Here is a 15,169-nt window from a genome sequence, read left to right on the forward strand (position 1 = left end):
TTATGGCGTTTTAGAGAAAATGACCGTAGAACAATTTCCACCAAAACCAAAAGAATTAGACATCACGGCATTTAAAGGCTTATGCTTCAGCTCTAATTGCGGGGTAATTTCAAATTCCTTCATTTGAGTCTTAAAATTCAAATTAGGATAAATCACATTGTTTTGTAAAGCTAAAATAGAGAAAACTGCCTCTATAGCACCTGCAGCTGCAAGCGTATGCCCGGTATAGGCTTTCGTTGAACTAAAGCAAGGTACCTTATCTTCAAAAACTCTAATAATAGCTCTTCCTTCAGACAAATCATTATTTCCAGTAGCCGTACCATGCGCATTGATGTAGTCAATATTATCAGGGTTAAAATCGGCAACCTTTAAGGCTTTTTCCATAGCTAAAGTCGCGCCATCACCATGATCGGAGGAAGCCGTTTGATGAAAAGCATCATTAGCATTACCATAACCCTTTACGTAAGCAAGAACCTTTTTATTGTCTTTTTTTACAAGTTCATCAGATTCTAAAACCAAATAAGCCGCAGCTTCACCTAGGTTTAGCCCTTTTCTATTGTCATCGAAAGGTGTGTTATAGGTATCTGATAAAATCATTAGCGTTTTAAAACCATTAATGGTAAACTTCGACAAGCAATCTGCGCCACCAACAACAACACGATCTAGTTCGCCCGATTTGATTAATCGCGCCCCTAACATGATAGCATTTGCTGCAGAAGAACAAGCCGTACTAATAGTCGTTACTAGACTTTTATCTATGCCTAATTGTTCTGCTATTTTTTGTGAAGAATCACCTGCATGATGACTTTCAATATATTTCTGAACACTTTTATTATCGAAGGATTCGTAATAATACTTCTCGGTCATATCCATACCACCAACACTGGTTGAAGAGATTAAACCCGTATTATAGGCGTTTATATCATCTATTCCCGCGTTAGCAACCGCTTCTTTTGCAGCTACAGCTCCTAATAAAGCGGTTCTTGTAAAACTGTTATCGGAATTTAACCCTAACATTTCAACAAGGTCTTCATTCGTATAGGCGATTTCACCAACCATAATATCGTTTACATGATTGGTTTGGATTTTAGAAATTCTAGAAATTCCTTTTTTACCCTCTATTAAGGACTGAAAATTTTCTGCCACATTGTTTCCAATGGCAGATATTATACCCATTCCCGTTATAGCAACGCCTTTACTCATAAACCTCTTCGATAAAAAAATATGAGTTATTAGTTTGCTCTGTGCTCGGTGATGTAAGCCGCCATGGTATCGATAGATTCGAAAATAGCTCTTCCCTGTTTTGGGTCGGTTAATTTAATACCGTAATTTTTATCTAACATCACAATAAGTTCTAGAGCATCGATAGAATCTAAGCCTAAACCATCTCCAAAAAGAGGATCGTCATTCGCGATATCTTCAACATTAACATCCTCTAAATTTAATTGTTCTATGATAAACTCTTTCAATTCTTGCTTTAAAGCATCCATATTAAATATTGTATAATTTATTAATTTCGTGTTCGTTATGATCCGTATTCCCTTCTAGAGAAACCAAATATAAAAAGGCTTCATAATGGGAATCATCTTCAAAATCTACCCATCCACAAAGCACCTCATCAGCTTTCTTATTAGACAATAAAATATCTGAATAAATCTTTAAATGACGGGCATTCAAGCTGTCAAAGATAAAGAAACTATTTTCGGAATTCAACTTATATTTTATGCTTACTTCTCCAATACAAATATTGGGTAAAGTGTAAACAAAAACCGCTGGACTGGGGTAATAATTTGATGGATCTTGAATGGTTTCTTGGTGTTTTCTATCGGTGTCTAAACTAGACGATTTGTTAGAGAACACTAAGGCTATATTTTGTTCTACTTCAGGATCGAAATTTTCATTTTTCAATAAAACATCCGCAGCCAAAAAAGCCAATTTACTGAGGTTGTCCATTTTAAAAAACTTCGGATATTTTGTTTTTTCAGATTTATAAGCGGCTTTTATAAATTCTGAAAATGTATTTGAATCGTTCGCATAAATCACCTTCCCATTTAAAGACACTTCATGAGCTTTAATATGACAATATGATTTTATTTTATACGACTGCGACATGCTTATTTTTTATTAAAAGTAAACATAGTATGATATTCTCCTATGGCCAAATCCTCTTGAAGATCTAACCCTGCTGCACTAGCAATATCCATAAACTCAGTAGCCTTATACATTTTTGAATTACCATTGGCTAAAGCTGTAAAATAGATGGACGTTGCTTCCAAAACAAACTTTGCATTATCGAATTTTTGCCTATCGGTAAATGTTTCAACGATAATAAGTTCTGCATCCTCATCCATAGAGTCCACACAAGTTTTTAGAACTTTATAAATTTCTTCTTTAGAAAAACAATCTAAAAACTGACTCATCCATATGGTATCGGCACCTGTTGGAATTTGTGGGTTATCAGATAACCAATCTATTTCATGCCCCTTAACTCGGTTTTCAAACCCCGCATCTTTAACATTCTTTAAAGCTTTGTTTAACTGGCCAGGAAGATCAATCATGGTGATGTTTACAGAAGCATTATTTTGGCAACATTTCATAGTGAACTTACCTGTATTGGCACCAATATCAAAAATGTGTTTTCTTTCTTTTTGAAATAAAACATGTATTGCTTCGCTAAAAATATCATCGGAATAATGATGATCAAAATCAAACCAAGATTTCTGTTGTAAAGGTGATAATTGCGACAAGCCTTCGTAAATCGTTTTCCAGTCACCAAGCTCCTTTAGCCCTTCTGGTTTACCCGTTTTAATGGCTTCGTCTAGATGAAACAAGCCTTTGTAGCACACTTCATTTGTAAAGTTAATATTTACATTAACCGTCTCGTTAAATGCTAAAAAATATCCCGTAGTTGTAATCTCGTAATGATCGGTTTCATTACGGTTTACAATACTAGATGACTCTGCAATTTCAAGTAAAACGCCTATGCCGTAAGTACTAATTCCCAGCTTTTCTGAAAGCGCTTCCAAAGTGATTCCTCCTTTCCTTCTATGATCGAAGATAACTTGAAACACACCTAGTTTTCTTAATGCCACTACGGCCTGAAATACAAAAGGTGCAAAAGCTATTTTTTGAGCTTCCTGAATAGCATCTATGGCTTTAATACTTTGATTTGACATATTTTATTTTACTTTTTTAAAAATTACAGCCGTATTACACCCTCCAAAACCAGAGGCTGTTTTTAAAAATATCTGTAACGGCTTTTCAATTGTTTTATCTATTAAGTTTAAAGGTTTTGAGACCCCTAAGGATTCAAAGCCTAAAGACTTATATAAGGTTTCATTTTTTAAAGACTGCATTCCAACGATCGTTTCTACAAGCCCTGAAGCTCCTAGTGTATGACCGAAATAACCTTTTAAACTATTAAGTGGCACTTCACCTAAACCCATACGATTAAAGGCTATAGCTTCCATTTCGTCGTTAAAAGGCGTTGCGGTTCCATGTGCAGAAATATAATCGATAGCGTTGGCATTTAATTGTGCTTCTTTGAAGGCCGATTGCATACTTCTATACAAACCTTCTCCTGTTCGAGATGGTCCTGAAATATGATTGGCATCATTACACGATCCTTCACTTAAAACCTCAACAGCATCTTCAGAAAGATGGTTTGAACTTCGTGTTACCAAGGCTGAGGCAGCTACTTCACCTATATTTATACCTACCCTGTTAGCGTCATATGGCTTACAAGGCGTTTTACTTAATGCTTGAAAGGAATGAAAACCAGACAAAGTAAATGCACTTACAATATCGCCACTTACAATAAAAACGTGATCGTAAATGCCGTGATTGATATAACGCTTAGCAATAGCTACCGATAGAATTCCAGAAACGCAGGCATTTGAAACCACAATGGCTTCGTTTTCAAAATTGAAGTACGTTCGAATTTCACGGCCTAAAGCACTTAAATAGGCTCGGCTTTTATCAAAAGCTTGATCTACTTCTAGAACATCTACATTCCCTTTTGTGGTTGAAATTATGAGTCCTACGCGGTCATCCAATGGTATACCTGCAGCTTCAATCACCTCTGTTAAAGAGGAAATCATCATCTGTTCCAAACGGGTGTAGGCTTTACTCGAATTTAATTTATTAAACCTCGATGTTAGTTGCACCTTGTCAATTAAAGCACCACAGAATGTTTCTTGAAAAACTTGTTCGTCATCAATAACTTTTAATCCTGTTTTACCAGAAGTTATATTTTTAACCACCTCATCGGTTGAAAACCCTAAGGGAGCTAGTATATGATTATATGAAAGGTAAACACTACTCAATCGTAAAATAATTATCGGGTTATATTAGTCCTACTTGTTTTTTCCAATTCATAAAAAACTCTGGAACATTAAGCGATAATTCGCCATTTCCAATATCATCAACAAATACCTGAGTGGTTTCGCCAGTACAAACTAAGAGTTCTTCTTGGTTGTAAATTTCATATCTAAAAATCATTTTTGCTGCGGGACTATCCACATAAATGGTTTTAATAGTGGCTATATCGCCATATTTTAAGGGTCTTTTATGCTCGGTACTCGATTTTACAATAGGCGTGGCAAAACCATGTTGTTTCTGATCTAAATATGAAATACCATGTTTTCTACCGAATGATTCTCTGCCATCTTCAAAATACTGAATGTAATTTCCATGCCATACAATGCCAAGCGGATCGGTTTCAACAAAACGAACCCTCACCTGATTAGTATGTACGATTTCTTTATTTTTAGACGGCATTTTTCTTTTCATTATAAACTATGGCAATTAATGTGGTTGTGATAAAAAACAAAAATAACAGACTTATCTCTGGCAAAATCTCAACTACACTGGTATTTCTTAAAAAGATATCAAGATAGGCATTTAATCCCCAATTCATAGGAGAAATATTTGATAAAACCTGCATAATTTCAGGCATAATAAAAACAGGTACCCATACACCGCCAAGTGCCGCAAGGATAACCACTAACGTTGCTCCAAAAGGAGCTGATTGTTCTTGAGTTGTAGCGATGGTTCCTAAAAGTAAACCTAAACCAATAGCGGCTAAACCTGTAAAAACGGTTACAAGTAAGAGTAAAGGCAATCTGCCAGACACATCTAAAGTTGGTAATCCAATTTCGGGAAATACGAATAAGCCTACTAACAACATCAAAACAAATTGAATAATGCATACGACAAGATAAACCAATGTTTTTCCTGCTAAAACGGTAGCATAAGAAACCGGATTTGTACGCAAACGCACAAAAGTTCCTTGACTTTTTTCTTTAACTATATTGATAGAAAGCGGTACTATAATGAAGAAAATAGCAAAAAGCGTCCACGCTGGTACGTTGTGCTGAACAGAATTTGGCAATATTTCCTGATCGCCATTTTTTGCCACAATTTCTTTGAAAGTTATGAAGTTTTCAGTTTCGAAAATAACCTCTGAAGGATCGTCGGTGATTTGCTTTTGAAAAGCCTTATAAATAGATTCTGTTTCGATTTTTGAAACCATTTTATCGATACCGTTTTTCACTGAAGCTTTAAAAGACTGCTGTGTTGCAGGATCGAAATATAAGCGTACCTCTTTATTCGGAATGGCTACCGTGTCGGTGGTCGCTTCTTCTAAACCTATTTTAGCAATAATGCTGTTTACATTTTGATTGACTTTACGCTCTAAATCGGCTGATAAATTTTCAGGAATAACAATCGCCAACTGATAGGTACCTTTATAAACCAACTCCTTCGCTTCTTCTTCCGTTTTATCTAAAACCATTTTAAAAGCATTGGCAGTTTCCAGACCTTTTTCAATAGTTTTTGAGACTTCACCATTATCATTATTCACCAATAGAATGGGAATGTTCGTATCGGCAATGGTCTTAAATGTACTATCCTGAATTAGTGTTACGGTAATTATTAGTACCATTGGCATGACGAATAGTATGGCTACACCACCAATATCACGACTTAAAAGCAAAAGTTCCTTGTATGTAGACGCCCAGAGTTTATGCACTATCCCTTAATCCTTTACCGGTTAAACTTAAAAATACATCCTCTAAATTTTTAGCGCTATCAAACTTATCAATAAGTGCTTTTGGCTTGCCTTTTACGATAAGTGTTCCTTGATCTATAATGGCCACTTGGGTACAGAACAATTCAGCTTCATTTAGGTGATGTGATGTGTAAATAATAGTCGTTCCCTTAGCATTTAAACTTTGAAGAAAATCGATAATAACATTTTTAGATTGCACATCAACACCTACGGTAGGCTCATCTAAAAACAAAACCTTTGGATCGTGTAAAATACTAGCGATAAGGTTAACACGTCTTTTCATACCTCCAGAAAACGTTTCAATTTTTTTATTAGCAAAAGCTAAAAGTCCCAATTGATCTAATTTTTCATAAATCTGATGATCAAGCTCTTTTCCCTTTAAGCCATACATACTTCCAAAATATTTTAAGTTTTCAAAAGCTGTAAGTGTCGGGTATAAAGCATACTCTTGTGGTACGATACCAATAAGTTGTTTGAGTTGATTTTTATTTTTTTTATAGGTAAGGCCGTTAATCGTAAACGATCCTGAGGTAGGTTTTATTAACGAACACAGCATAGAAATTAAGGTCGTTTTCCCAGCTCCGTTTGGGCCTAGGAGTCCGAATATCTCATTTTCAGCAATAAACAAATCTAAATCCTTAACCGAATATGATTCGGCCATTTTATATTTTTTAGAAATTTGTTCGATATTAATCATACTATACTGCTTTTCTTAAAGCCTTAAAAAATGTACGTTCTTTCTCGGCAATTGTTTCCAATTGCGAAGCCACATCATTATAAGCATCTAATTTAGCCTTTCTGTTTCTATATATTCTTGAAGCATCAAGAGCAAAATCACGCCATAAATCACCAATAACGGTCATTTCTTCCGACAATTCTGCTAGCTTTTCATTTTTCAATATCTTACTAGATTCTTGCAAAAAGGCTGCAAAAATATAACGAAAACCGCCGCCTCCTGTACCAATTTCTTCTTGCATTCTAACGATTTGACCAAGATAGTGGTTTGCCTTTCTTACGCCATGCTTTTTAGGCCATTTTCTAATTAGTCGCGCCACCATTTTTATTCCCTTTACACCAACAATTGGCACTGGTGCTAGCATGTCTTTACAAGTATGTTTTATCCCTTTAACAATGGCTTTTTCTAAATCTAATTTCTCAGGAAATGCTTTCGGATAGTAAATGTGTCCCTTAGGGGCCAATGCGCCTTTAGCAAAACGTACTTTTTCCAGTTCTTTATCGGTTAAGGTAGTTACCGTTTCCATCACAGGGTCACTAATCAGGTAATTATCTCCTTCCTTACCATAAACCACCAAATTATGAGCATTAAAATGAAAACGATATTCATCAGGAAAATAAACTAAGTTATACACCCCTACTTGCAAGCCAACAGGATTATTATTTTCTAAATTCTCATCTAAGCGTGCTTTGGCTTTGGCAGGATTTTTAAATTTCTCATGCTGAATTTTCACACCAACACGTTTTGCAAAACGCTTAAAAATCGCTCCAGGCATCGCTCTATAGGTTATCGCTGGGGCATGATTTACTTTTAAAAAAGGAAGATAGCAATACAACAAACCAGAACCAATACCAAACACCATAGGCTCGCTAATATCAAAACCATTATGCTTCATCAGGTTGGATACCACACCATTTTCGCAATGTGCAGATTGGTGGTGTGTAAAATTAATCTCCATGCTTAATCTCTTTTAATTCTGTGATAGTAATTTCAAAAACATCGGCATATTTTTGAAGTATTTTATTGGAAAGCTTAGCAAAAACTCTAGGTTTAAAATGACGTTTTACACGCCACTGCCACATGCCTACATAGCTTGCTAGAATAGGGATATCCATTTTATGAACTTCCATATAGTACTCTAACGGACTCGTTTTATTATTTATAACGTTTTGTCTGGCATTTTCAATACGGGCATTAACCTCTGCTATCGCATTATCTAAGGCTATTGTTTTAGGCTCCCACCCCGAACTATGTGCGGTCGTGTATTCGCCTTTTTCATTTACAGCGTAGCACAACTCTTTGGACTTTGTAGACTCTAAATTACTTTTATCTTGAGGGACGTCGTGTTTTTTCATCTTGAAACTATTATTCTAGTTTTTGAATAAACAAATTTAACACACAAGATAGTAATTCTTTGTTTGAGGATAAAACCGTGCAAGACAGGGTGCAAATACTGTAATTATCCGCATCAAATCTAGACTGTAAATGTGCGTTAGACGTAATCGTTTCACCTACTTTTGGGCAGGCCGTAACTTTGATACTTTTTATAGCGCTAATAAAACCAATAAGTTTTGCTCCTTTACCTTCCACATCATCTTCATCAAAATAACTTTTACCTACAATAGAGGAGCAGGTTTGCGCCGCGTTTTCAATTAAACCGACTTCACTAAACTCGCCATTTACAACAAAAATATCATCTGTTCTGATTTCAAAAGAAGTAGACACATGTTCTTCATCTATTGAAATCACTTTATCCACCATTAAAAATGGTGCCCTATGTGGTAAAAAATTTTGTATATCAAGGGATTGGATGTTACGCATCGGTAGCAATTACGGTTTTCATTTCTGCGTTAGCAAGCTTTTCTCCAAGGGCATTAACCACTTCGACAGCCACCATGGTAACTCCGTTAAACTCATGAAGGATATTCACTTTTGTTGTTATTATATCATTTAGACAGGGTAAGGCATATACTTCTGCTTTTTTTACAGCTCCAATGTAACCTGTTGGAGCTTCCGAGCCTTTTAGAAAATAATCATACCCAGTATGAAGGGCTACGGTTTGCGCCATATTTTCTATCAGCCCAGCTTCTAACAACTGGCCTTCTTCCAAAAAGATATTATCTTCTAAAACTTTAAAGCTCGACACCACAGCTTCAGCAGAAAACTGAAGTAAAGTATCCACCATAACAAACGGCCATTTTTGAGGAATCAAATGTCCTATATTTTGAAGTGGTAATTGCAGCTTTTCCATATATTAACAAACAGTTAAATAGGCGTAAGCGAATGAAAATCTTGCACTTTCTGGAACCGAAAGTAATATTTTATCGCCTTTTTTAAGTTTTCCTGAAGCCACTAATTCTTCTAACATCAAATAAATAGAACCGGCACCAACATTACCAACCTTGCTTAAATTCATGAACCAGTTTTCCCAAGGAATTTCCACGCCTTGACCTACCATTTCTTGATATAAACGTTCTTTAAAGTAATAAGATGAAATATGTGGTAAGTAATAGTCGATCTCACTAGGTTTTAAATCATGTTTTTTCAGTAGCTTTTTAAAACTATCAACACCTTTCACGAGAATGTTTTCACTTAATAGTTTAACGTCTTGCTTAACGGCAAACAATGATTTTTTACTCCATTCAGCTGAAGGGTAATCGGTCCAAGATTTTAGACGACCATCTTCTTGTTTGTCACCACCGGCATACATACAAGTTTCCATTTCAAAGGCGTATGAATAGCCTTCCATCCATTCAATTTTAAGTGGCTGTTTCCCTTTAGGCTCGTTTTCTAATAAGAAAGCACCAGCCCCATCGGAAAGCATCCAACGTAAAAAATCTTTTTCAAAAGCTAAAATCGGATCACTTTCTAGAGATTTAAGATGATTAATTTCCTCTTCGTAAGTGCTAGACATCAGCCAAGATGAAGATCGTTCTGATCCTGTACAAACAGCATTATTCGTTTGTTCAGATTTCACAGACATAAAGCCATACTTTAAGGCATTCATACCCGAACAGCAAGCACCAGAAGGCGAATTAACTTCTAAATTTCCATTTTTTAAAGCCCCATGCACCATAGAAGCATGCGATGGAATAAGCTGATCTGGACTAGTCGTACCACAAGATAATAACTCTATATTTTCTAATTTAAAATCGGAGTCACATAAATTGACTACGGCTTCTTTGGTAAGCTCGGCATTATTATGCGTCATCTCACCTTTTTCATTTATAGCGTAATATCTGGTTGTAATTTTATTATTTCTTAATACTATACGTCTTCCTTTTGAAGCTTTACCATTAAGTATACCCAATTTAGACTCCATCTCCTCATTACTTACAGGATGATTTGGTAAAAACTTAGATATTCTAGTAATGTAAACGTCTTTCATACTTTAAAGTCTTCTATTTTAATTCTACCGATTCGTAATAGACTTTCTCTCGCTTGATTCTCCCTAAACTTGGTAGATAAGTAAGCAAAAATAAGATAAAAACGATAGGAGCAATAACCCAGATAGCAATTAACAAATATTTCGTGAATATTTTGATCCAAAACTTACGATTTGGGTTATCTATTTCACCTTTCGATTTTAAAAACTTAGCCCATTTACTAAAAATAGCGTTACCTCTTTGGTCTGTAACGACTAAGAACGGTTTGATTTTTACAGCATCTTTTTTCAAAAGATTTTCTTGTAACATGCTATAATCATCGGTCTTTACGTGATTCAAAATAACCGCTCCAAACTTAGAAGCTTCATCAATATCGGTTTGGGAAACCCCAGGCTTTGGAAAAATTTTCATGAAGCGTTCTTTTTTCCCTGAGAACATCCACTGCACAATGGTTATGACGCTTATATGATTAATATGTCGATCTACCAACGCAATATTCCCTACCAATTTGGCTTGCAAATCTTTAAGTTCGCGTTTTACTTTTTCTTGAGCCATAATCCACATATTTCGACTACCACTAACCGTAATAACCGGAGTGTTTTTTAGTAGTTTTTCGGCATCGGCACTTTTAAGAAAAGAATTGACTGGAATTGATGGTGTTAGGTACCACACTTGATACCCTAGAATAATTAAATCGTAGGTTTTATTTAAAATATCTTGAGATACGGGATGTATTTTTGCGGGTTCTTGAAGGAAAGATTCAGGAAAAACCCCCATAAATTTTTCTTTAGTCCACGGAAATGGAAAATCCTGCTCCATTCTAATATTGTGAAAATCGACAGTTATGGCATCATCCTTTTGTAAGGGAGCTACAATATTTTGTAGGATTTCGGTAAGTTGCCCAGATTGGGAATAATGTATAACTAAAATATTTCTCAATTGTAACTATTTTTTGTGTGTGTTCCAAAAGTAAAAATAGTTAAACCATTGTAAAGGATACTGGTTTAAAATCCAACTTAAGCTTTCTATATATTCTTTTAATAAAGCCTGGGCATCACGTTGTTTAAATTCGGCTTTTCTTGTATATAGATGATAATGTGTTCGTGTTTCTTTCATCACATAAACAAACAACACAGGAACGCGCAGGCGCGAAGATATTAAAAAAGGCCCTGCCGGAAAGGCTGCTTCTTCATTTAAAAAGATTTCTGATAAATATTTAGCTCCCTTAACGTAACGATCGCCCGTTATACAGACCAATTCATTTCTTGCTAGGGCAGCATTAATTTCGAAAATATGAGATAAATCTTCTTGAATATAAATGAGGTTTACATTAGGTTTATCTGTAACAGATTCTAGATACGTTTTAATATCGGAATGCTCAGAATCGGTAGTTAGAATATTAATAGCTGCTTTCTCTTCTAGCTCGCCAAAAAAGTATTCGGCTATTTCAAAATTTCCAACATGAGCACTAATTAGAATCCCTCCCTTTTTATTTCTTAAGGTTTCATTAATAAGCTCTACGCCGTCAAAATGATAACTAAATTTATCTCGTAACCCCGAAGGAATGGCAATTTTATCTATAATGGTTTGTCCAAAAACATAATAACTCCTAAAGATGCTTATGATACTTTTTAAACTAGAAAACTGTTGTCGCTTCCTGAAGTAATTGTAATTCGCTTTGGTGTTTCCCCAAGCAAAAAAGAAAAAATAAGATGACACAAAATACAAGACAAAATAAGCAACGCCTAAGCCTAATTTCTTAATACAAAATACAAAAATTTTATACCCAAGAACGGTGCCTCTCGACTGCCCTCGCCATTCTTTTAACATAGAATAATTAGCTTAGTTTATTTTCAATGAGGTTATAGAAGTCTTGTAAAGTGGACACCCCTTCAAAATCGTCACCTTTCAGTTTTACTCCGAAATTAGCTTCTATAGCTACTACCAGATCAACAAAATCTAAACTATCAAGCTCTAAAGTATCTTTAAGGTTAGCACGGGGACTCAAATCGTTTTCATCCACTTCAAATTCATCAACAAGAAAGTCGTTTATTTTTTCAACAATAACGGCTCTATCCATTCTATAACATATTATTTACTACAATTAACGCCTTATCTGCGTCAACTTAAAAATGAGATTGACAAAAGTACATCATTTTTTTATCTTAGGATTTGTGTATTGAATTTAATTGTACCCTCTAGGATTTCGTGTTAAAAACAGCGGAAAGAATGTGTGTTTTTTGTAATGAACAAAGTCATAAAACACCTTTACCAATAAAAGAAATAGCTATCTAAAAATCCACAAACACCTTTTTTATGGACTTTCAGACAGCTATTTAATTAACTTTATTAATTGAAAAGCTCTAAATTATCGTACCAAGTATTATTTAAGACATTACCCTCTTTATCGATAAAGCCCCACTTTTTCTTCAATTTTACACGCGCCAAGCCATCAACAAAGCCTTTCACACTATTTTTTTGAAACATACTCATTCCAAAAGCTGAGATATCATATTGATCTTTGATTACCAATTTACCAGATTTATCTATAAAGCCCCATTCTTTTTTAGGTTTAGCAGGCGCTAAGCCATCGGTACTAAAAATTTCCATATCATCAAATTCAAAAGGTACCACTACCTCTCCGCTTTTATTAATACATCCCCAATTTTTACCATCATAAACCGGCGCCAAATCATTTACAAAGGCCCGAACTTTATCATATTCTGGTTTTATAACCCACTCACCTTCTCCGTTAATAAAACCAACCTTATCGTCTTTTTTAGCAAAGGTTAAATCTTCATTAAGTGAAAAATCCCAAATTTTTTCCACGCCATCAAGCGTTTTAAAATCGCCCTTAATAATTAACCCATGAACATCGCCTTTATTAGCAACTACATGTCCGTTATAGTAATTGCTTACCCCATCATATTCTGGTTTCACCAAGTAAGCTCCTGTTTTATCAATTAAGCCCCACTTATCATCTATCTGCACTTTAGCATAACCGTTAACATATTCAAATACTTTGTCGAACTTTGTAGGGACAACGGTTTCACCATTGGTATTTATAAATCCGACTTTATCACCATTTCTAACAATAGCCATCCCCTCACTAAAGTCATACAATTTATCGGTTTCTACGTTTGTAAGCGCTTTTTCACCTTTATCATTAATAAAAAACCACGTTTTATCCTTATACACTATAGCATATCCAGAATTAAAAGGTTTGGTTTTTTCGAATTGTGGTTGAATGACCCATTCGCCTTTTCTATTAATAAACCCCCATTCTTTATTATCGTTCATAGCCTCAGCTAAATCGCCAGAAAAACTTTTAGCTTCCTTAAATTTAGCTTCAATAGCCCAATTTCCTGTTTTGGATATGTATCCTGATTTCTTACCTAAACTGGCTAGAGCCAATTCTTGAGCGTAACCAAAAAGCGTGCAGATTAGAAAAACGCCCAAAAGTACTTTAGTTTTCATAATTGAATTATTTTAATGTTAATTGATTCAAATTTAACACTATAATTATTCATAGAGAGAGATTTACAAGTAGTAAATATAACGACTAATTCTTTAAAAAACTCAATCCTAGATATTTTCACATCTATATTTAACACAAAAACAACCAACAAAACCAATTAATTTTCAATTATAGCTGATTGCTCGAATTCTATTGCTAAATTTCGCTTAATTTTGAGTTCTCATACAATGCTCACATAATTTTATAATATGAAATTAAATCAAATCGCCGTTGATGTTTTAGTTATAGGCGCAGGACCTTCAGGCTGTGTAGCCTCAGCTTACCTTAACAAGAAAGGCATCAAAGTTAAAGTTGTAGAAAAAAGCAAATTCCCTCGCTTTGTAATTGGAGAAAGTTTACTTCCCAAATGCATGGAACATTTTGAAGAGGCTGGATTACTAAAAGTTCTAACAGACCACGGATTTGAGATTAAAAGAGGAGCGCGATTTTTAAGCCATGACATTGTATGTAACTTTGATTTCAGTAAAAAACACACGCCTGGTTGGGATTGGACTTGGCAAGTACCTCGTGCTGATTTTGATCAATTATTGGCAGATGAAATTCAAGAACAAGGTGTTGATTTGAGTTTTGAGCATGAAGTTGTAGATACAAAGTTTAATGATGAAGGCATTTCGATAACCACCATAAAAGACGAAAACGGTCAGCCGTATGAAGTTAAAGCAAAATACATTATTGACTCAAGTGGTTATGGGCGTGTATTACCGCGATTATTAGGTCTTGACAAACCTTCGTCTATTCCGGAACACTCTTCGATGTTTACCCATGTTAAGGACATCAATAGACCTGAAGGAGAAGAAGGCACTTTAATTACATTTGATGTTTTAGATCGCGATACCTGGTTTTGGGTGATTCCTTTCTCTAACGGTGATACTAGTATTGGTTTTGTTGGAAAAACTGAACTTATTGAATCCTACGAAGGCGATATGAAAAACATGCTGAAGCTATCAAAATACTACCATAAGCGTTTTGAGAATGTGGATTTTAAGTTTGCTCCTATCAGCATAAAAAACTATGCTAAATCGGTAACACAACTGTTTGGAAAAGGCTATGTTTTAACCGGAAATAGTGCTGAATTTTTAGATCCTGTTTTTTCTTCGGGTGTTACTTTCGCTACCGAATCGGCTTTAAAATCGGCAAAATTAATTGTTACCGAATTAACTGAACGTCCTGTAGATTGGCAAACGGAATACAGCGATTATATCATGAAAGGCGTAAATGTTTTTGCCACATACGTTAAAGAATGGTACACCGGAAATCTGCAAACTTTATTTTTTCACCGACCAGAGAACCCTGAAATAAAAAAACAAATTTGTGCTGTTTTAGCTGGCTATGTTTGGGATGAGACTAATCCGTTTGTAAAAAAACACGATAGATTGGTGAAAAATTTAGCGCATATCATTCACATGAATCAAGAACAGGAAAAGTAAGATTAAAGCTTA

18 protein-coding genes are annotated in these 15,169 nt (G+C 35.1%); 1 reads left to right on the forward strand and 17 read right to left on the reverse strand.

Going from position 1 to position 15,169, the window contains the following annotated elements; translation table 11 throughout:
- From A6I66_RS12880 to A6I66_RS12960, 17 genes are all read right to left on the reverse strand, one after another.
- A complete protein-coding gene (locus tag A6I66_RS12880; protein WP_067149989.1) occupies nucleotides 1-1,203 on the reverse strand; it encodes a beta-ketoacyl-[acyl-carrier-protein] synthase family protein in 1,203 nt (400 codons plus the stop codon).
- A 29-nt stretch (nucleotides 1,204-1,232) separates the two neighbouring features.
- Complete coding sequence (locus tag A6I66_RS12885) at nucleotides 1,233-1,490, reverse strand: phosphopantetheine-binding protein (RefSeq protein WP_067149992.1); 258 nt, start codon at nucleotides 1,488-1,490, stop codon at nucleotides 1,233-1,235.
- A gap of 1 nt (nucleotide 1,491) precedes the next feature.
- Entirely contained in the window at nucleotides 1,492-2,112 is a 621-nt protein-coding gene (locus tag A6I66_RS12890; RefSeq protein WP_157614208.1) for a 3-oxoacyl-ACP synthase, read from the reverse strand.
- Nucleotides 2,113-2,114: 2 nt separating this feature from the next.
- Complete coding sequence (locus A6I66_RS12895) at nucleotides 2,115-3,176, reverse strand: methyltransferase (RefSeq protein ID WP_067149998.1); 1,062 nt, start codon at nucleotides 3,174-3,176, stop codon at nucleotides 2,115-2,117.
- Nucleotides 3,177-3,179: 3 nt separating this feature from the next.
- Nucleotides 3,180-4,325: a beta-ketoacyl-[acyl-carrier-protein] synthase family protein gene (locus tag A6I66_RS12900; protein WP_067150002.1), complete on the reverse strand. Its 1,146-nt coding sequence runs from the start codon at nucleotides 4,323-4,325 to the stop codon at nucleotides 3,180-3,182.
- Between the two features lie 19 nt (nucleotides 4,326-4,344).
- Nucleotides 4,345-4,791 carry an acyl-CoA thioesterase gene (locus A6I66_RS12905; protein WP_082935954.1) on the reverse strand — a complete coding sequence of 149 codons (447 nt, stop codon included), beginning with the start codon at nucleotides 4,789-4,791 and terminating at the stop codon, nucleotides 4,345-4,347.
- Nucleotides 4,769-6,031 (reverse strand): ABC transporter permease, encoded by a 1,263-nt coding sequence (locus tag A6I66_RS12910; RefSeq protein WP_067150007.1) that lies wholly within the window; start codon nucleotides 6,029-6,031, stop codon nucleotides 4,769-4,771. Before A6I66_RS12910 ends, A6I66_RS12905 begins: the two co-directional genes overlap by 23 nt.
- Nucleotides 6,024-6,767 (reverse strand): ABC transporter ATP-binding protein, encoded by a 744-nt coding sequence (locus A6I66_RS12915; RefSeq protein WP_067150010.1) that lies wholly within the window; start codon nucleotides 6,765-6,767, stop codon nucleotides 6,024-6,026. Before A6I66_RS12915 ends, A6I66_RS12910 begins: the two co-directional genes overlap by 8 nt.
- Nucleotide 6,768: 1 nt before the next feature.
- Nucleotides 6,769-7,764 (reverse strand): BtrH N-terminal domain-containing protein, encoded by a 996-nt coding sequence (locus A6I66_RS12920; protein WP_067150013.1) that lies wholly within the window; start codon nucleotides 7,762-7,764, stop codon nucleotides 6,769-6,771.
- Nucleotides 7,754-8,161, reverse strand: a complete 408-nt coding sequence (locus A6I66_RS12925) for a hypothetical protein (RefSeq protein ID WP_067150017.1) — start codon at nucleotides 8,159-8,161, stop codon at nucleotides 7,754-7,756. The genes A6I66_RS12920 and A6I66_RS12925 overlap by 11 nt, the downstream gene beginning before the upstream one ends.
- Nucleotides 8,162-8,171: 10 nt before the next feature.
- Nucleotides 8,172-8,627, reverse strand: coding sequence for an ABC transporter permease (locus tag A6I66_RS12930; RefSeq protein ID WP_067150019.1), 456 nt, complete (start codon nucleotides 8,625-8,627; stop codon nucleotides 8,172-8,174).
- Complete coding sequence (locus A6I66_RS12935) at nucleotides 8,620-9,057, reverse strand: hypothetical protein (RefSeq protein ID WP_067150021.1); 438 nt, start codon at nucleotides 9,055-9,057, stop codon at nucleotides 8,620-8,622. Before A6I66_RS12935 ends, A6I66_RS12930 begins: the two co-directional genes overlap by 8 nt.
- 3 nt (nucleotides 9,058-9,060) lie before the next feature.
- Nucleotides 9,061-10,194 (reverse strand): beta-ketoacyl-ACP synthase III, encoded by a 1,134-nt coding sequence (locus tag A6I66_RS12940; RefSeq protein WP_067150023.1) that lies wholly within the window; start codon nucleotides 10,192-10,194, stop codon nucleotides 9,061-9,063.
- 13 nt (nucleotides 10,195-10,207) lie between these two features.
- The gene (locus A6I66_RS12945) at nucleotides 10,208-11,131 is read right to left on the reverse strand and encodes a hypothetical protein (RefSeq protein ID WP_067150026.1); all 924 of its coding nucleotides are present in this window, start codon (nucleotides 11,129-11,131) and stop codon (nucleotides 10,208-10,210) included.
- 6 nt (nucleotides 11,132-11,137) lie between these two features.
- Entirely contained in the window at nucleotides 11,138-12,022 is an 885-nt protein-coding gene (locus A6I66_RS12950) for an LpxL/LpxP family acyltransferase (RefSeq protein ID WP_067150029.1), read from the reverse strand.
- 7 nt (nucleotides 12,023-12,029) lie between these two features.
- Nucleotides 12,030-12,272, reverse strand: coding sequence for an acyl carrier protein (locus tag A6I66_RS12955; RefSeq protein ID WP_067150032.1), 243 nt, complete (start codon nucleotides 12,270-12,272; stop codon nucleotides 12,030-12,032).
- A gap of 269 nt (nucleotides 12,273-12,541) precedes the next feature.
- Complete coding sequence (locus A6I66_RS12960; RefSeq protein WP_067150035.1) at nucleotides 12,542-13,669, reverse strand: WG repeat-containing protein; 1,128 nt, start codon at nucleotides 13,667-13,669, stop codon at nucleotides 12,542-12,544.
- A 249-nt stretch (nucleotides 13,670-13,918) separates the two neighbouring features.
- Between A6I66_RS12960 and A6I66_RS12965 the strand changes: the two genes are divergently transcribed.
- Nucleotides 13,919-15,157, forward strand: a complete 1,239-nt coding sequence (locus A6I66_RS12965) for an NAD(P)/FAD-dependent oxidoreductase (protein WP_067150037.1) — start codon at nucleotides 13,919-13,921, stop codon at nucleotides 15,155-15,157.
- Nucleotides 15,158-15,169: the final 12 nt, after the last annotated feature.

The sequence above is a fragment of the Pseudotamlana agarivorans genome (genome assembly GCF_001642835.1).
Taxonomy (GTDB): Bacteria; Bacteroidota; Bacteroidia; order Flavobacteriales; family Flavobacteriaceae; genus Pseudotamlana; species Pseudotamlana agarivorans.